Annotated in this window: 16 protein-coding genes; 2 read left to right on the forward strand and 14 right to left on the reverse strand. The window is 65.3% G+C overall.

Features of this window, described 5'->3' with window-relative positions:
- Positions 1–153 precede the first annotated feature (153 nt).
- The 4 genes from clpX to ACEU5R_RS17470 all read right to left on the reverse strand — a co-directional run bounded on the left by clpX (position 154) and on the right by ACEU5R_RS17470 (position 4,437).
- Entirely contained in the window at positions 154–1,452 is a 1,299-nt protein-coding gene (clpX, locus tag ACEU5R_RS17455) for an ATP-dependent Clp protease ATP-binding subunit ClpX (protein ID WP_103275069.1), read from the reverse strand.
- Positions 1,453–1,554: 102 nt separating this feature from the next.
- Positions 1,555–2,208, reverse strand: coding sequence for an ATP-dependent Clp endopeptidase proteolytic subunit ClpP (gene clpP / locus ACEU5R_RS17460; RefSeq protein ID WP_103275070.1), 654 nt, complete (start codon positions 2,206–2,208; stop codon positions 1,555–1,557).
- Between the two features lie 5 nt (positions 2,209–2,213).
- Positions 2,214–3,524: a trigger factor gene (gene tig, locus ACEU5R_RS17465; protein WP_392411047.1), complete on the reverse strand. Its 1,311-nt coding sequence runs from the start codon at positions 3,522–3,524 to the stop codon at positions 2,214–2,216.
- A 157-nt stretch (positions 3,525–3,681) separates the two neighbouring features.
- Complete coding sequence (locus ACEU5R_RS17470) at positions 3,682–4,437, reverse strand: M48 family metallopeptidase (RefSeq protein WP_103275072.1); 756 nt, start codon at positions 4,435–4,437, stop codon at positions 3,682–3,684.
- 292 nt (positions 4,438–4,729) lie between these two features.
- Here ACEU5R_RS17470 and ACEU5R_RS17475 point away from each other — a divergent pair, with 292 nt between their 5' ends.
- Positions 4,730–5,278 carry a TIGR00645 family protein gene (locus ACEU5R_RS17475; protein ID WP_392411055.1) on the forward strand — a complete coding sequence of 183 codons (549 nt, stop codon included), beginning with the start codon at positions 4,730–4,732 and terminating at the stop codon, positions 5,276–5,278.
- A gap of 179 nt (positions 5,279–5,457) precedes the next feature.
- Complete coding sequence (locus ACEU5R_RS17480; protein ID WP_103275073.1) at positions 5,458–5,817, forward strand: hypothetical protein; 360 nt, start codon at positions 5,458–5,460, stop codon at positions 5,815–5,817.
- Positions 5,818–5,947: 130 nt separating this feature from the next.
- Here ACEU5R_RS17480 and ACEU5R_RS17485 read toward each other — a convergent pair whose 3' ends face one another.
- The 10 genes from ACEU5R_RS17485 to trbE all read right to left on the reverse strand — a co-directional run bounded on the left by ACEU5R_RS17485 (position 5,948) and on the right by trbE (position 15,630).
- A complete protein-coding gene (locus tag ACEU5R_RS17485) occupies positions 5,948–6,154 on the reverse strand; it encodes a cold-shock protein (RefSeq protein ID WP_103275074.1) in 207 nt (68 codons plus the stop codon).
- A 331-nt stretch (positions 6,155–6,485) separates the two neighbouring features.
- Positions 6,486–7,049: a DUF924 family protein gene (locus tag ACEU5R_RS17490; RefSeq protein ID WP_103276545.1), complete on the reverse strand. Its 564-nt coding sequence runs from the start codon at positions 7,047–7,049 to the stop codon at positions 6,486–6,488.
- 447 nt (positions 7,050–7,496) lie between these two features.
- Entirely contained in the window at positions 7,497–7,739 is a 243-nt protein-coding gene (locus tag ACEU5R_RS17495) for a DUF2274 domain-containing protein (protein ID WP_033475083.1), read from the reverse strand.
- Positions 7,736–9,013 carry a TrbI/VirB10 family protein gene (locus ACEU5R_RS17500; RefSeq protein ID WP_033475082.1) on the reverse strand — a complete coding sequence of 426 codons (1,278 nt, stop codon included), beginning with the start codon at positions 9,011–9,013 and terminating at the stop codon, positions 7,736–7,738. The genes ACEU5R_RS17495 and ACEU5R_RS17500 overlap by 4 nt, the downstream gene beginning before the upstream one ends.
- Positions 9,014–9,015: 2 nt before the next feature.
- On the reverse strand, positions 9,016–10,020 hold the full coding sequence (trbG, locus tag ACEU5R_RS17505; protein ID WP_024889307.1) for a P-type conjugative transfer protein TrbG: 1,005 nt from the start codon (positions 10,018–10,020) through the stop codon (positions 9,016–9,018).
- Positions 10,017–10,721: a conjugal transfer protein TrbF gene (gene trbF / locus ACEU5R_RS17510; RefSeq protein WP_024889308.1), complete on the reverse strand. Its 705-nt coding sequence runs from the start codon at positions 10,719–10,721 to the stop codon at positions 10,017–10,019. The genes trbG and trbF overlap by 4 nt, the downstream gene beginning before the upstream one ends.
- A gap of 12 nt (positions 10,722–10,733) precedes the next feature.
- Positions 10,734–12,119 carry a P-type conjugative transfer protein TrbL gene (gene trbL, locus ACEU5R_RS17515; protein WP_024889309.1) on the reverse strand — a complete coding sequence of 462 codons (1,386 nt, stop codon included), beginning with the start codon at positions 12,117–12,119 and terminating at the stop codon, positions 10,734–10,736.
- A complete protein-coding gene (locus ACEU5R_RS17520; protein WP_033475081.1) occupies positions 12,116–12,436 on the reverse strand; it encodes an EexN family lipoprotein in 321 nt (106 codons plus the stop codon). Before ACEU5R_RS17520 ends, trbL begins: the two co-directional genes overlap by 4 nt.
- A 12-nt stretch (positions 12,437–12,448) precedes the next feature.
- Positions 12,449–13,174, reverse strand: a complete 726-nt coding sequence (gene trbJ / locus ACEU5R_RS17525) for a P-type conjugative transfer protein TrbJ (protein WP_033475080.1) — start codon at positions 13,172–13,174, stop codon at positions 12,449–12,451.
- Complete coding sequence (gene trbE, locus ACEU5R_RS17530; RefSeq protein WP_033475079.1) at positions 13,171–15,630, reverse strand: conjugal transfer protein TrbE; 2,460 nt, start codon at positions 15,628–15,630, stop codon at positions 13,171–13,173. The genes trbJ and trbE overlap by 4 nt, the downstream gene beginning before the upstream one ends.
- Between the last annotated feature and the right edge of the window lie 5 nt (positions 15,631–15,635).

Genomic DNA, 15,635 nt, shown 5'->3' on the forward strand with positions numbered 1-15,635 from the left:
TCGGCGTATCGGGGACAGAGAAGGCCCGAAAACACGGGCGCCCTCGTCAGTTACGTCTGTTATGGGAACAATAGCCGAAAATTCAAGGTCCCGGCGTCCTGGTGGCCAACAAGGCCAAAAAAACCCGTTACATGAACGGGTTTTCTTGAAATGTCAGGCTGCGGCGTCGCGGACTTCCCCGCGCTCCGGCTTTTCCGAAGCGCCGGCCTCGTCAGCGTAGATCAGCAAGGGCTTGCCGTCGCCTTCGATGACATTCTCGTCCAGCACCACGCGCTTGACGTTGCCTTGGGAAGGCAGGTCATACATGGTGTCGAGCAACGCCTGCTCGATGATGGAGCGCAGGCCGCGCGCGCCGGTCTTGCGCTTGAGCGCCTTGCGGGCGATGGCCGTCAGGGCGGTGGGACGCACATCCAGCTCGGCGCCTTCCATCGCGAACAGCTTCTGGAACTGCTTGAGCAGCGCGTTCTTCGGTTCGGTCAGGATCTGGATGAGAGCAGCCTCGTCCAGCTCATCGAGCGTGGCGACCACTGGCAGGCGGCCGACCAGCTCGGGGATCAGGCCGAACTTGATCAGGTCTTCGGGCTCGACTTCGGAGAAGAGTTCGCCCACGCCGCGCTCGGACTTGGCCCGGACCGAGGCCGAGAAGCCGATGCCGGATTTTTCGGTGCGGTCGCGGATGACCTTTTCCAGGCCGTCGAAGGCGCCGCCGACGATGAACAGGATGTTGGTCGTGTCGACCTGGACGAAGTCCTGGTTCGGGTGCTTGCGCCCGCCTTGCGGCGGCACCGAGGCCACCGTGCCTTCGATCAGCTTCAGCAGGGCCTGCTGCACGCCCTCGCCCGATACGTCACGCGTGATGGACGGGTTGTCGGACTTGCGCGAGATCTTGTCGATTTCATCGATGTAGATGATGGCGCGCTGCGCCTTCTCGACCTCGTAGTTGCAGTTCTGCAGCAGCTTCTGGATGATGTTTTCGACGTCTTCGCCCACGTAGCCGGCTTCGGTCAGCGTGGTGGCGTCGGCCATGACGAAGGGCACGTTCAGCATGCGCGCCAGCGTCTGGGCCAGCAGGGTCTTGCCCGAGCCGGTCGGGCCGATCAGCATGATGTTGCTCTTGGAGAGCTCGACCTCGTCGCCCTTGATCTCGCCGTGGCGGATCCGCTTGTAGTGGTTGTAGACCGCCACCGCCAGCATGCGCTTGGGCAGCGACTGCCCGATCACGTACTGATCCAGGAAGGTCTTGATTTCAGCCGGAGTGGGCAGTTCGGAACGAATCGCCGCGCGCGCGGTTGCCTGGGCTTCCTCGCGGATGATGTCGTTGCACAGGTCGATGCACTCATCGCAGATGAATACCGACGGACCTGCGATCAGCTTGCGGACTTCGTGCTGGCTTTTATTGCAAAACGAGCAATGCAGCACCTTTGCGTCTGCCGATCCCTTTTTTTCAGGCATATGTATTTCGTATCTCAGGTAACGACGCGCCAGGCCCTAAGGACCCGGCGCAGCCTACGCATACTCGAACGTGATGGCAGCTGATTCGGACAAGCCGGAAAGTCAGCCTTCCGAACGGGAGGTCATCACCTTGTCGACCAGTCCATACGATACCGCATCTTCGGCGGACATGAAGTTGTCACGTTCCGTGTCCAAGGCGATGCGTTCGACGGGCTGGCCGGTGTTTTCGGCCAGGATGCGGTTCAGGCGTTCGCGCAGATCCAGGATTTCGCGGGCCTGGATCTGGATGTCGGAGGCCTGGCCCTGGGCGCCGCCCGAGGGCTGGTGAATCATGATGCGGGAGTTGGGAAGCGTGAAACGCTTGCCCTTCTTGCCCGCCGCCAGCAGGAACGCGCCCATGCTGGCCGCCAGGCCGGTGCACAGGGTGGACACGTCCGGCTTGACGAACTGCATCGTGTCATAGATGGCCATTCCCGCGTACACCGACCCGCCGGGCGAGTTGATGTACAGGGAAATGTCCTTGTCAGGATTCTCCGATTCCAGGAACAGCAACTGGGCGACCACCAGATTGGCGGTCGCGTCGTTGACCGGGCCCACCAGGAAGATGAGCCGCTCGCGGAGCAGACGCGAGTAGATGTCGTAGGCGCGTTCACCGCGCCCCGACTGCTCGATCACCATGGGAATGTAGCCCAGGCCGGTGGGGGTCACCGAAGACCCGCCATTCATTGCCGCATAGAAATCGGTGAATCTCTGCATAGTAATTACGCCATCCCCATCAACTGATCGAAAGGCACCTTCTCGTCGGTGACCTTGGCCTTTTCCAGAACGTGCGCGACGACATTGTCTTCCAGCACGATAGCCTCGATTTCAGCACGACGCTGGCGGTCAGCCAGGTAATAGCTGACAACCTGAGCGGGTTGTTCGTAGTTCTGGGCGAACTCTTCGATGCGGGCGCGGACCTGTTCCGGCTTGGCTTGCAGCTGGGCTTGCTTGACCAGCTCGGACACCAGCAGGCCCAGGCGCACGCGGCGCTCGGACTCGGTGGCGAAGGATTCGGCGGGGATCGGCACCGACTCGGCGTTGGGGATGCCGCGCTGCTTCAGTTCTTCGCGGGCGGCGGCCACGCGGCCTTGCACGTCGTTGTCGACCAGGGCCTTCGGCACGTCGAACTTGCCGGCTTCGACCAGGGCGTCCATCACGCTGGCCTTGGTGCGGCCTTGCGAGCGCGTCTTGACTTCGCGTTCGATGTTGCTGCGGATGTCGGCTTTGAGCTTTTCCACGTCGCCTTCGGCCTGGCCGAGGGACTTGGCGAATTCGCCGTTCAGCTCGGGCAGCACGCCTTCAGCCACTTCCTTGACGGTGATGGTGAACTCGGCGGTCTTGCCGGCGACTTCCTTGCCCTGGTAGTCATCGGGGAACTTGAGCGGGAAGACCTTGGTCTCGCCGGCCTTCAGGCCACGGGCGGCTTCCTCGAACTCGGGCAGCATGCGACCCTGGCCCAGCACGAAGGGGAAGCCTTCGGCCTTGCCGCCTTCGAACGGCACGCCGTCGATGGTGCCGGCGAAGTCCAGCGTGACGCGGTCGCCGTCTTGCGAGGCGCGGCCTTCACGGGCTTCGAACGTGGCGCGCTGCTTGCGCAGCACGTCCAGGGTCTGCTGCACTTCGGCGTCGGTCACGGCGGTTTCGTAGCGCGTGACGGCCAGGCCCGACAGGTCAGGCACGGCGACTTCGGGATAGACCTCGAACGTGGCGGTGAACGCCAGCGTGTCATCCGAGACGCCTTCGGTCTTGGGTTCCAGGTTCGGGGCGCCGGCGACGCGCAGCTTCGCGCCGTCCACGGCTTGTTCGAAAGCGCGGCCGACCTGGCTGTTGATCACGTCATAGCGGATGCCGGGGCCATGGCTGCGTTCGAGCATGGCGAGCGGAGCTTTGCCGGGACGGAAGCCGGGCACCTTGGCGGTGCGGGCCACGCGCTTGAGCTGCGCCTGGACTTCCTTTTCGACGTCGGCCACCGAAACGGCCAGATCAACACGGCGCTCCAGGCCGGAGAGGGTTTCAACCACAGGCTGCATTAAAAGACCTATTTTCCGAAAAATGAATGGTGACGGGCGGATAAACGCGGCATTTTACCGGAAACTTCCGGATCCCTGACGCGACGGGGCGCGGGCCCCGGATAAATCCGGATGCCCGCGCCCCGTTTTCCTCCCGGTGGAAACGGGATCGAACGCCTTACTTGGCCTTGGCGATGCGCTCTTCGATGTGCTGCGCGCGCTTGGCCGAGGACGGATGCGAACTCATCATATCGCTCTTGCCGCCGTCCAGTTCGGCCAGCTTCTGGAACGCCGTGACCAGGCCACGGGCATTGAGTTTCTTGGCCTGGATCAGGTCGAACGAGTAGTCGTCGGCAGCGCTTTCCTGCGATTGCGAGAACTGCGCGTTGATGAACTTCTCGGTCAGGTTGCCCAGCTGCGACTTGTTCAGCGCGGCGACCGTCGCGCCGCCGGCGGCGTCGGCGGCATCGCGGGCGGCCGAGACCGTGTAGGCGGTCTGCATGGCCTTCTTGCTGTGACCCAGCGCGACGTGGCCGATTTCGTGGCCCACCACGCCCAGCACTTCGTCGTCATTCATCATGTCCATCAGGCCGCTGTAGACGCGGATGCAGCCGTTGGCCATGGCCCAGGCATTGACGTCCTTGGTGATGTAGACCTTGTAGTTGGCGGGCTGGCCATTGACGCTGGCGCCAAGCGACTTGGCCAGCTTCTGCAGGCGGGCGTCGTACTTGCTGCCGGGCGCGGCGATCTTTTCCTGCGAATCGCTTTGCGCGCACGCCTTGTCCGACAGGGTCTTGATGTCCGCATCGCTCAGGGTGGCGGCCTGCACGACCTTGCTGCCGGCGCCGACCAGGCCGCCGATGTCGAGGGCATGCGAAACGGAGTACGGAGCGAGCGCGAGCGCCAGGGCTGCGGCGGTGTACCGGATCTTCATGGGAACAAACTCCTTTTTGACAAGCTCTATGCGAATTCGCCGGCAATTCTATCTATGGGAAAACCGGCGCAGACGTTTCGCCACAGAGTTTCGCAAATGCGAATTTCCCTTACATAAAAGCCATGCAAACCCCCATGGGGCATGCTAGGCACGGGATGACGCCACCCCGAATCCGCGGCAATGCGATGCCTGGAAATCGTTACGGAAACAGGTGTCCGCTGTTGCTTCGCATTGATAGAATTGCCGCCGCGCTTTTTCCCGCAAACAACAAACGGCTCGCAACCCACCCATGATGTCCACCAACACCCCTCCCCGCCTCGGCCTGCTGCCCGGCCTGATCTTCAGCTCGCGCTGGCTGCAATTGCCGCTGTATCTGGGGCTGATCGTCGCGCAAGGCGTCTATGTCATGCTGTTCCTGAAGGAACTTTGGCACCTGCTGACGCACGCCACCAGCTTCGGCGAGATGGAGATCATGCTGCTGGTGCTGGGCCTGATCGATGTGGTGATGATCTCCAACCTGCTGGTGATGGTGATCGTCGGCGGCTACGAGACCTTCGTGTCGCGCCTGCGCCTGCAAAACCACCCGGACCAGCCGGAGTGGCTCAGCCACGTGAACGCCAGCGTGCTGAAGGTCAAGCTGGCCATGGCCATCATCGGCATTTCCTCGATCCACCTGCTGCGCACCTTCATCGAGGCCGGCACGCTGGGCACGCCCAATGCACGTTTCACCGAGGCCGGCGTGATGTGGCAGACCATCATTCACGCACTCTTCATCGCCTCGGCCCTGGGCATCGCCCTGGTGGACAGGTTGTCGTCGCCTTCCCACGCGAAGCACCACTGAACAACGCCTCGGCCTGCCGCATGCAAATGCGGCGGGCGCCGGGTTGCCGACGGCGGGCGACACGCCGCGCATGCCGAAGCATGATTGCGGCGTGGAGCACGGCCGGGCCGGGCTTGCCGGAAAGCGGCGATGTTGCTACTTTTGCCACGCCCCCCATTCCCGACAGGAGCGCGTCCACCATGACCATCCTCGTTTATGCCGCCAACGCCCGCGCCCTTTGGGACACGATTCAGGCAGACATCCCGGCCATCGGCGCCAAGGGCACCTCCAGCAGCAATACCTGGCGCAAGGACGACAGCGGCCGCGCCACCAAGATCTATCGGGCCATGCCGACCGGTGAGCACGATGAGCGCGCCTATTTCGTCGGCACGGTGCGGACCGGCCAGTTGCTGTTGCTGGACCTGCTGCCGGGCAGCGAGACGCTCACCTGGCCGCTGTTCGGCGCCTTGCACGGCCATCTGTCAGGCATGCTGTTGGACACCTATTCCGATGCCGTCCTGTCGTTGAACCTGTACCCCAACCGGCCGATCGAAGGCTGAAAGCCGGCGCCCGCGAACCCCAGGCAAAAAAAATGCCAGTCAGCATCACTGACTGGCATTTTTCATGTGGAAGGCTTTGAAAGCCCGGGCCATGCAGGCATGCCGCCGCACGAACCCCAGGCGCGGCGGATCAGGCCGAAACCTTGATGTTCTTCGCGCTCGGACCCTTGGGGCCGGTGCCGACCTCAAAGCTGACGCGCTGGTTCTCCTGCAGCGTCTTGTAGCCTTCGCTGCGGATTTCGGAGTAGTGAGCGAAAAGATCCTTGCTGCCGTCGTCGGGAACGATGAAGCCATACCCTTTTTCGGCGTTGAACCACTTGACGATGCCGGTTGCCATATGCGGATGTCCTTGAATCCAGGGGAAGCGATTGCTCGCGGGGCGCCAGATCGTCAAGGATGGGAGAGGAAGCAACCGCAACAACAATGACGGCGACAAGTTAAACGCAGACCGCGTCGCTTGAAAATCTCGCTGGAATCAGTGTATTGGCGAATTTCGAAAAACGTCAATTGTGCAATTCCCGCCCCTGCCCGCCGCGCTCCTGGAGCCGGGAGAACGGGCCTGGTCATCAACGAGCCGCGTCACCATGCATTTTGTTGAAATGTATGGATATTTTCAAATTGGCGTTCGTTGACACATAAAGAAACCAGAATAAACGACACGCGATTCGTCAGCCCGAAAAACCGCCCCCATCCAGGAACGCCTGCTCGGCAGGCGTGGTCAGGCGGCCCAGCGCCGCGTTGCGGTGGGGGAAACGACCGAAACGCTTGATGATGTCGCGATGCAGGACCGCCCAGCGCAGCGTGTCGCCGCCCAGCGCCTCCATCAGCGCCACGCCGCGTTCCTGCGCCTCCAGGTCCTCGGCGTGCTCGAAAGGCAGATAGAAGAACTGGCGCAGTTGCGCATCGACCGCCAGGTCATGGCCAACGCCGATCGCGTACTCGGCGCAATAGCGCGCCAACGGATCAGTGGCGAACATGTGCGCCGTGCCACGATAGGCGTTGCGCGGAAACTGGTCCAGCAGGACCATCAGCGCCAGCGCCCCGGTGGAATCTCCCAGCCAGTCGTCCAGCTCGCGGGTCGCGGCGGCGATGTGGGCGCTCTCGAATCGCCGCCGGAATTCGGCGTCGAAGGCCGCGTTCTTGCTGAACCATTGCTGAGGGCCCGCGTCGCGCCAGAAGGCGACGACCTCGGCGGGCTGCGGAAGCGGCGTGGGCAGGGAAGATGAGGACATGCTGGACATCCAGGAAAGAAGAAATGCGGCAGCGCGGGCGCGCACTTGCAGCATACAACGCCGCCCGGCCGTTCCTGCCCGGGATGCGAGGACAACATCATCGCCGGACGCTCGATGCCGGCTTCCTTGCGGGCGTTCGGCGTGGCGCGGCAACAAAAAAGTTCCGGTGTCAAGTGTTTTGTGAAAACAGCCTGATGGCCGGAAGTCTATATGGGGCGCGGGTTTAGCTCTACTTCGGGCCGCTTTGCGGGGCTGCGGCGTTGTGGACTAGGAGCCACATAAGAGCGTCGCGGTAGAAAGCCGGAGCGTGCTGCATCGGGGACGATTGCCAGCAGACGGCGGCCGCGTCTCATCATCATAGCCCACAACGCCGCAGCCCTCCAGAACGAAGAACGCGCAGCCTTGGGCTGCGCGTTCGAGGGATGGATACCACGGGAACCGGCGTCATCAGCTTGGCTTCGACGGCGCGGCCTTGCCCGCGCCTCCCTTCCTGAATCCCCGATCCCCCGCCATGAAGGCTTCCAGCATGTGCGGAATCAGCACCGTGGCATCGACCGCTTCGCCGTAGGTCTGCGCGTGCAGCGCGGCGTAGCGGTCGAGGTCGGCTTTCAGGCTGGCCGGGCAAGCAAAGGTCAGCTTCGTGGATTCGGTTTTCGGCAGCGGCCCCAGCCGCAGCTTGCGCGTCGTCATCGTGAAGTCCCCCTGTTGAAGAAAAGCGGCTGGTACGGCCGCAGCACCAGATCGCGGTTGACGATGATGCGAACCGGCAGGCCCGGCCGTTCGGTCAGCGTCGGTTGGATGTTCATGTTGCGCCGTGTCATCTCTTGGCCGACCTGATTGATGCTGTCTTGGGCGCTGTCGCGGCCGGCGATGATGACGCGATCACCGTCCTGCCGGTTCTCCGGCGCGGCCAGCTCGGCACCGACACCCAGCAGCGTGGTCAGCGCCGCGCCGGCAAAGATGCGGCCCCAATGCCAATCCACGTCGTCTTCCAGCCCGGCATAACCGGCCGGGTCGGTGCCGGCCAGGTTGTCGAGCGTGAGCGAAGACGTGTCGGGCAGGATGATCCGGTTCCACACCACCTGCACGCGGCTCTGCCCGTAGCTGACCTGGCTGTTGTATTTGCCCAGGATGCGCGAACCCTGCGGGATCAGCAGGAACTTGCCGGTGGCCGTGTCATAGACCGGCTCCGTCACCGTGGCGATCACGTCGCCCGGCAAGTCCGACTTGATGCCCGTCACCAGCGCCCCGGCGACCACCGTTCCGGCCATGACCTGATACGGCGAAGCCGGCAGGGTCAGATTGCCGGAATTACGGGTTTCCGTGGTTCCGGCTTTCTGGAACGCCTCTTTCTGGTCTTGCCGGTTCTGTACGGCGGTCGGGTCGGCAGGCTGGGCCGCCGTCGAGGCCGGGCCAGCCGCCAGTGGGTCGAACGCCGCATTGGCGGCGAAGCCCTGCGAGGCAGCCACCTGCGTCTGCGCTACCGGCGCGGCCTTCTGCGAACCCGAGCGGAAGAACACCGACGATGCCGCAGCCGCTTCGGCTTCCTTGCGCAGCGCGTCGTTCGGGTCGTGGCCGGGGGCCGCGTAGGCGGCCGTCACCGGCTGCTGCGACTTCACGATGGCCGGGCCAAGATCGCCCGGTAGTGGCGGCCCCAGCTCGGGTGCGGCGGGCGGCAAGGCCGGCAGCTTCGAGTAATCGGTTGGCAGCGCGTCCAGCCCTTCGGACTTCGACACGCGATCGACGTTGTAAAGCTCGGTCTGCTCGCCGGCTCCGCGCCGCTGTGGCTGCAATGACCAGATCGTGGCGCCGAGCACGGCGACCGACAGGCTGCCGACGAGGATGGCCAGCGTGCGCCGGTTCAGGCGCGTGACCGGGCGCGGCTGGGCGCGCAGCGCCACCGCCTCGGGCGCGACCTTGCCCGCCTGCGGCGTGGCGAGGTCGGGGGTGTCGTCCTGGCTCATGGTCAGTTCCTCCGCGCAACGCCGTCCGTGCGCTCGATTCGCACCACGTCGCCCTTGTCGCCGCCCAGGCGCAGTTCGGCCGCGCCGAACAGCCGATCCACGATGTAGTACGGCGAGCGGAAGCGGTAGTTCACCAGTTGTCCATCGCCCTGCGCGCCGATGACGAACAGGGGCGGCAGCTCGCCTTGCGCGATGCCCGCCGGAAACTGGATATAGACCTTCTCGCCGTCATCGAAAGCGCGCAGCGGCTTCCACGGCGGATTGCTGCCGCTGATCGCGTAGCGGAAGCGCAGGTTCTCCAGCGCCAGCCCGGTATCGACCGGCGCTGCGGCGCTGGCCGCCTGCGCCTGGCGCTGCAAGGCCAGCATCCGGTCGCGCGGGTACTCCCAGGACGCCGACGCCATCCACGTCTTTTCCGTCGAGGTCAGCTCCAGCAGATAGGTGCGGCGGCTGGTCGTGATGACGAGATTGGTCTTGAGTCCCGAGCGGATCGGCTTGACCAGCACGTTCACGCGCAGGTCGGCGCCGCTGCCGCTGGACGTGTCGCCCACGATCCAGCGCACGGTATCGCCGGCGGCCACCGTCACCAGTTCCTCGCCCGGCTGGAGCGAAATCACGGTCACGCGGCCCACGGCCGCATAGACCTGATAGAGCGCGCCATCGGTGAAGGGCCACACCTGAATCGCGTTGACGTAGCCCTCGCGCGTGGGCGCGACGCGGGCCTCGGCGTTGGCGCGCGAGACACGCACCTTCTCGTCGGCCGGTTCCGGCGTAGGTTTGGCGTCTTCGGCCTCGGGCACCGGCATCAACTGCGCCGGCATCGGCAGCACCTCGGGCACGGCCACCACCTCCACCGGCGCGGGCGGTTCGGGCAGCGGCTGGGCCTGCACCGGCTCATCGAGCGAGATGGTCGGCGGCGGCTTGCCTTGCGTGGCGCAGCCCGTGAACAAGACAGTCGAAGCCAGCAGGATCACCGGCAAGGCGGATTTACGGAAAAGTGCATTCATGGTTTGGCTCCTTCGGAAGAATCCAGCTCGCGGCTCCACGACAAGCCGTTGACGTAGATGCCCAGGGGGTTCTTGCGCAGGCGTTCTTCGGTGCGCGGCGGCTGGAGCACGATGGACACCACGGCCGTCCACCGCTCCAGGCCCGCCGCGGCGCCGTTGACGTAGCGGCGCTCCGTCCAGCGCACGTTGAAAGACGTGTCGCTTGCGCGCACGACGCTGGTGATCTGCACCGTCACCGACTCGCGACCGATACGAGCGAACGGGTCACTGGTGCGGGCGTAGTCGTTGAGCACGGCCGCGCCCTTGTCGGTCGTGTAGTCGTAGGCATCGAGCCAGTTCTGCCGCACGACGATCGGGTCGATGGACAGTGAGCGCACCAGCGTCACGAAACGCGCGATGTGGTGCGCCGTCTGCGCATCGTTGGGCCGGTACGGCGTGGCCGCTTCGCCCACGGCGCGCACCTGGCCTGCGTTGTCCACCTCCACCACGTAGGGCGTCACGATGGATTGCGCCGAGCGCCACACTAGGCCGCCGGCCATCAGCAGCGCGAGCGTCAGGCAGCCGAAGGCCATGAGGCGCCAGTTCTTCGCCTGCACGCGCGGCGAGCCGATGCGCTCGTCCCACACCTGGCCGGCAGCTTGGTACGGAGTGGCAGGCTGCGGCGTGTCGGCGTAGCGCACCTGCGGTCGCTTGAATCGCATGGTCAGTTCTCCTTATGAATCGGAATCGCGCAGGCTTGGGCCTTGGCCCGAGCCGCCGCCATCGCCGCCGCGCAGCGTGTGCGCGGTGGTGGTCGCGGCATGGGTGAGTTGCTGGCGGCGATGCAGCCGCTTGGCCCAAGCGGGTTGCGCATTGGCTGCGCCGGAAGTGGCCTCGCCTGCGGCGGCCCGGCCGGATGCCCCGGCTCCACCGGCTGCCGTGCCATCGTCAGCAGCAGCGCCGCTCCAGCCGGAGCGGAAGGGAGCTGCCATGCGTTGCCCAGCAGCGGAAGCACGGGATGCGATGCCGCGCCCGGCGGACTGCGCGCCGGTCTTGGCGACATTGCCCAAGCCGGCCATCGCGCCCTTCGCGCCACCGCCTGCGGCGGCGGAACCGGCCTGGAACGCCGAGCGTGCGCTGCTGGCCGTCGAGGCGGCAGCACGCGCGCCGCTGCCGGCGAGCTTGGCGGCGGCAGGCGCCATGCGCGCCCCGGCCATGACCGCGCCGCCCACGCCCGTCGCGGCAGCGCCTACGGCAACGGCCGTGCCGGCTGCGCCTACAGCAGCGCCGGCCATAGCGCCGGCGCCGAGCTGCGGCGCACCGGACACCAGGCCCGTAGCGATGCCAGGGCCGAAGATGCCCAGCGCCAGCAAGGTGAGCGACGCAAGCATGATGACCAGCGCGTGGTCGATGGACGGGTCATCGGGATGAACCTGGAACTCGGCGAACAGGCCCGAGCCGATGCCGACGATCACGGCCAGCACCAGTACCTTGACGCCGGACGACACCACGTTGCCCAGCACCTTCTCGGCGAGGAACGCCGTCTTGTTCCACAAGGCAAACGGCACCAGCACGAAGCCCGCGAGCGTCGTCAGCTTGAACTCGATCAGCGTGATGAAAAGCTGGATTGCCAGCACGAAGAAGCACAAGACCACGACCAGCCAAGCGAGGAACATCACCGTGATGGCATCGAGGTTCACAAACACCTCGGGGAAACCGGCCATCTCGCCGACTTGCTCCAGAATCGGAGCGCCTGCGTCGATGCCGGTTTTCGCCAGTCGGCCCGGCTGCAAGAAGTTCTCCATCGTGATGGTCGAGCCGGTGGCCGTCAGGCCCAGCCCGGCGAAGGAGCGGAACACGATGCCGGCCAGCCAGTTGAAGTTGCCGATGATGTAAGCGAAGGCACCGACGTAGAGCACCTTGCGCAGCAGCTTGGCGATCACGTCCTCGCCCTGGCCGGTGGCGTGACTCATCGCCCAATACAGTCCGGCGATCGTCATGTCGATGACGATCAGCGTGGCGGTGAGGAAGGCCACTTCGCCCTGCAACAGCCCGAAACCCGAGTCGATGTAGGTGGAGAAGATGTTGAGGAAGCGGTCGATGATGGTCACGTCATTCATGGCGTGTCCTCCGGTACGGCGGTCAAGGGCGGCGCTTCGCCATCGGCCGGTTCATCGAAGCTCGGCGGGATCGGCGGCAGGTCGGCCAGCGTCTGGTATTCATCCGGCCCGGCCTGGCCGGAGAAGAAGCGCCGCCGGAAGGCTTCGGCGGCGGCACGGCAAGCGTCCTCGCCCGTGGCCTGCCGGTCGGCCGCGCATTGCGCGCGCAATGCCTTCAACCGCGCGGGATCGGCGGCCAGGGCATCGGCAAGGTGGTCGGCCGGCTGCTCGCCGCAAGCGGCAAGCAGCGCGACACACAGGACGAGGACGCATCGCATAGCGGCCTCCCGTCAGTTGCCGTAGAAGTTCACGGACTGCGGCGTGTACGGCGTGCCGTCGCCCAGGAAGCGCCGCCGCACCTCGCGGGCGCGCTCCGTGGCTGCCGCCTGCCGCGCCAGCTCCAGCGACGCCGCCCGGTCTTGCGTGATCTGGAGCCGCTGCGACTGGATCGACTGCTTGGCCTGCAAGGCCAGCAACTGGTTCATGGCCTGCATCGCCTGCAACGCACCTTCGGCCGACTGGCTCTTGCCCACAAGATCCGCCAGCACACTTTCGTCTTCGCCCAGGTTCTGCGACACCTGCGCCTGCATTTGCATGGTGGTCTGCAAGCCGTTGAGCGTGTTCCGCCAACGCTCCTGCGCGTCGCGGTACATCTGGTCGCCGCTGACGGTGGCGGCGTACTGCTCGGGATACAGGCGTGCGAACTCCCGATCCAGATTCGTCACGTCGTAGGCCAAGCCGCGCGCCTGGTCGATCAGCCGCTGCGTGGTTGCCAGATTGGCGCGCAACTGGCCGACCACGCTGGACGGCAGGCTGGCGAGGTTGCGTGCCTGGTTCATCAGCATCTGCGCTTCGTTCTGGAGCTGCTGAATCTGGTTGTTGATCTGCTGCAACGTGCGGATCGCGGTCAGCGTGTTCTGCACGAGGTTCGTGGGATCGACCACGACCCATTGCGCATGGGCGGTGGCGGTGCAAAGCATGGCCGCGATGGCGGCGGCGACAAGACGCTTCTTCATGACAGGCTCTCCTGTGGGTGGTCGGTGGTACGGAGGGAACCCGGCGCCAGGCCGGGGAACGAGGGCAGCAGGTCGGCCGCCCAATCGAGGCCGCGATGGCGCAGCCAGGCGCCCGCGAAGCCGGGTGCGCCGGCGTCCAGCAGCACGCGGTCTATGTCGCGCTGGTCTTGCGGCGTGGAAGCGCCCGCGAAGGCCAGCGTCGCCGGCCCCAGGTCGAGGTCGAACAGGCGGTTGCCGAGACGGGATTGGTAGTAGTAGTCGCGCTTGGGCTGCGCGGTGGCGACGATCTCGATCTGCCGGCTGTTGAGGCCGAAGCCCTCGTAGATCGTGCGAATCTGCGGCTCGGTGGCCTGCGGGTTCGGCAGGAAGATGCGGCTAGCGCAGCTTTCGATGATCGCCGGGGCGATGCTCGAATCCTTGATGTCGGCGAGCGACTGCGTGGCGAAGATGACGCTGACGTTCTTCTTGCGTAGCGTCTTGAGCCACTGGCGGATACGCGCGGCAAACACCGGGTCATCGAGGAACAGCCACGCTTCATCGAGGATCAGCAGCGTGGGCGCACCGTCAAAGCGTTCATCGAAACGCGCAAAGAGGTAATGCAGCACGGCCATGACGGCGGCCTTGCTGTGCATCAGTTCCTCCATCTCGAAGCACTGCACGTCGGCCATGCCCAGCCGGTCATGGTCGGCGTCCAGCAGCTTGCCGTGGATACCGCCGAGCACATAAGGCGACAGCGCCTGCCGCAGCGTGTTCGATTGCAGCAGCACGGAAAGCCCCGTCATCGTGCGCTGCTCCACCGGCGCACCGGCGAGGCTTCCCAGCGCCGACCAGATAGCCGCTTTCTCGTCGGGGCCTACCGCCACGCCTTCGTGCAGCAAGCGGCCTTCGATCCACTCGGCGGCCCAGGTGCGGTAGCCCTCACGGTCGATGCGTGCCAAGGGCTGGAAGGCGATTTCTCCGTCCGTGCCCAAGTCGTAGTGTTCGCCGCCCAGCCCAAGGATCGTGGCTCGCATGGAGCGGCCCATGTCGAAGGCGAAGATGCGTGAGCCGCGATAGCGGCGGAATTGCATCGCCAGCGTGGCGAGCAAGACCGACTTGCCCATGCCAGTCGGCCCCGCGACCAGCGTGTGGCCCACGTCGCCGATGTGCGTCACCAGCCGGAACGGCGTGGCGCCATCGGTGCGCGTGACGATCAGCGGCGGGCCGTCGAGGTGATCGTTCTTCTCCGGCCCGGCCCATACCGCCGACACCGGCATCATGTGAGCCAGGTTCAGTGTCGAGACGATGGGCTGGCGTACGTTGGCGTAGGCGTTGCCCGGAATGGACGACAGCCACGCATCCACGGCGTTGAGCGTTTCGGGGATGGTGACGAAGCCGCGTCCCTGGATGACACGCTCCACCATGCGCAGCTTTTCGTCGGCCACGGCCGGGTCGGCATCGAGCACCGTCACCGTGGCAGTGAGGTAGCCGAAGGCGACTTGATCGCTGCCCAACTCCTGCAGGGCGGCATCGGCGTCGGCCGCCTTGTTGCTGGCGTCGGTATCGACCAGCGGGCTTTCCTGCTGGAAGATCGTTTCGCGCAGCAGCGCGACGACGTTCTTGCGCTTGGCGAACCACTGGCGGCGCAGGCGGGCGAGTTCTTTTTCCGCCTCGGCCTTGTCCAGGCAGAGAAAGCGCGTACTCCAGCGATAGGCAAATCCGAGGCGGTTGAGGTCGTCCAGAATCCCCGGCCAGGTCGAGGTCGGGAAGCCCCGCACCGATACCACGCGCAGGTGCTGGTCGCCCAGCATGGGCGCCAGACCACCGACCAGCGCAGAGTCGGTCAGCAGCGCGTCGATATGGAACGGCACTTCGGGCACGCCGACGCGGTAGCGCTGCGTCGATATGGTGGCGTGCAGGTAGGTCAGCGTCTGGCTGTCATCGAGCCAAGCGATTTCCGGCATCACGCCATCGAGCAGGTCAAAGACGCGATCCGTCTCCGCGACGAAGGCTTGCAGCCGCTCGCGCCAGTCCACGCCTTCGGTGGGCCGGTTCTCGTACAGCATCCCCGCCGCGCGGGCACGCGATTCCTCGGGCGGCAGGTACACCAGCGTCAGGTGATAGCCGCTCTCGAAGTCGTTGCCCGATTCCTCGAAGGTGGCTCGGCGCTCCTCCTCCACGAGCCACGACAGCGGCTCGGGAAACTCCGAGTGCGGATAGTCGGCAGCGGGTCGGCGCTCGGCCTCAATGAACAGCGCCCAGCCCGAACCCATGCGACGCAGCGCGTTGTTCAAGCGCGCCGACGTGGCGATCAACTCGCCTTGCGTCGCACTGTCGAGGTCAGGCCCGCGAAACCGGGCCGTGCGCTGGAAACTACCGTCCTTGTTCAAGATGACGCCCGGCGCGACCAACCCGGCCCACGGTAGCCAGTCGGCGAGCAGTGCGGGCCGCTGGCGGTATTCGGCAAGGTTCAGCATGGCGG

Origin of the sequence: Achromobacter sp. 413638, from assembly GCF_043119405.1 — a bacterium.
In the GTDB taxonomy this organism is placed as follows: Bacteria; Pseudomonadota; Gammaproteobacteria; order Burkholderiales; family Burkholderiaceae_B; genus Achromobacter.

What these genes read in the sequence shown, in the direction of transcription:
- ACEU5R_RS17485 (WP_103275074.1), bottom strand. Translation starts at nt 6,154, where the DNA reads ATGGCAACCGGCATCGTCAAGTGGTTCAACGCCGAAAAAGGGTATGGC.
- ACEU5R_RS17520 (WP_033475081.1), bottom strand. Translation starts at nt 12,436, where the DNA reads ATGCGATGCGTCCTCGTCCTGTGTGTCGCGCTGCTTGCCGCTTGCGGC.
- ACEU5R_RS17470 (WP_103275072.1), bottom strand. Translation starts at nt 4,437, where the DNA reads ATGAAGATCCGGTACACCGCCGCAGCCCTGGCGCTCGCGCTCGCTCCG.
- ACEU5R_RS17480 (WP_103275073.1), top strand. Translation starts at nt 5,458, where the DNA reads ATGACCATCCTCGTTTATGCCGCCAACGCCCGCGCCCTTTGGGACACG.
- trbG (WP_024889307.1), bottom strand. Translation starts at nt 10,020, where the DNA reads ATGAATGCACTTTTCCGTAAATCCGCCTTGCCGGTGATCCTGCTGGCT.
- clpX (WP_103275069.1), bottom strand. Translation starts at nt 1,452, where the DNA reads ATGCCTGAAAAAAAGGGATCGGCAGACGCAAAGGTGCTGCATTGCTCG.
- ACEU5R_RS17500 (WP_033475082.1), bottom strand. Translation starts at nt 9,013, where the DNA reads ATGAGCCAGGACGACACCCCCGACCTCGCCACGCCGCAGGCGGGCAAG.
- ACEU5R_RS17495 (WP_033475083.1), bottom strand. Translation starts at nt 7,739, where the DNA reads ATGACGACGCGCAAGCTGCGGCTGGGGCCGCTGCCGAAAACCGAATCC.
- trbJ (WP_033475080.1), bottom strand. Translation starts at nt 13,174, where the DNA reads ATGAAGAAGCGTCTTGTCGCCGCCGCCATCGCGGCCATGCTTTGCACC.
- trbE (WP_033475079.1), bottom strand. Translation starts at nt 15,630, where the DNA reads ATGCTGAACCTTGCCGAATACCGCCAGCGGCCCGCACTGCTCGCCGAC.
- trbL (WP_024889309.1), bottom strand. Translation starts at nt 12,119, where the DNA reads ATGAATGACGTGACCATCATCGACCGCTTCCTCAACATCTTCTCCACC.
- ACEU5R_RS17475 (WP_392411055.1), top strand. Translation starts at nt 4,730, where the DNA reads ATGTCCACCAACACCCCTCCCCGCCTCGGCCTGCTGCCCGGCCTGATC.
- tig (WP_392411047.1), bottom strand. Translation starts at nt 3,524, where the DNA reads ATGCAGCCTGTGGTTGAAACCCTCTCCGGCCTGGAGCGCCGTGTTGAT.
- ACEU5R_RS17490 (WP_103276545.1), bottom strand. Translation starts at nt 7,049, where the DNA reads ATGTCCTCATCTTCCCTGCCCACGCCGCTTCCGCAGCCCGCCGAGGTC.
- trbF (WP_024889308.1), bottom strand. Translation starts at nt 10,721, where the DNA reads ATGCGATTCAAGCGACCGCAGGTGCGCTACGCCGACACGCCGCAGCCT.
- clpP (WP_103275070.1), bottom strand. Translation starts at nt 2,208, where the DNA reads ATGCAGAGATTCACCGATTTCTATGCGGCAATGAATGGCGGGTCTTCG.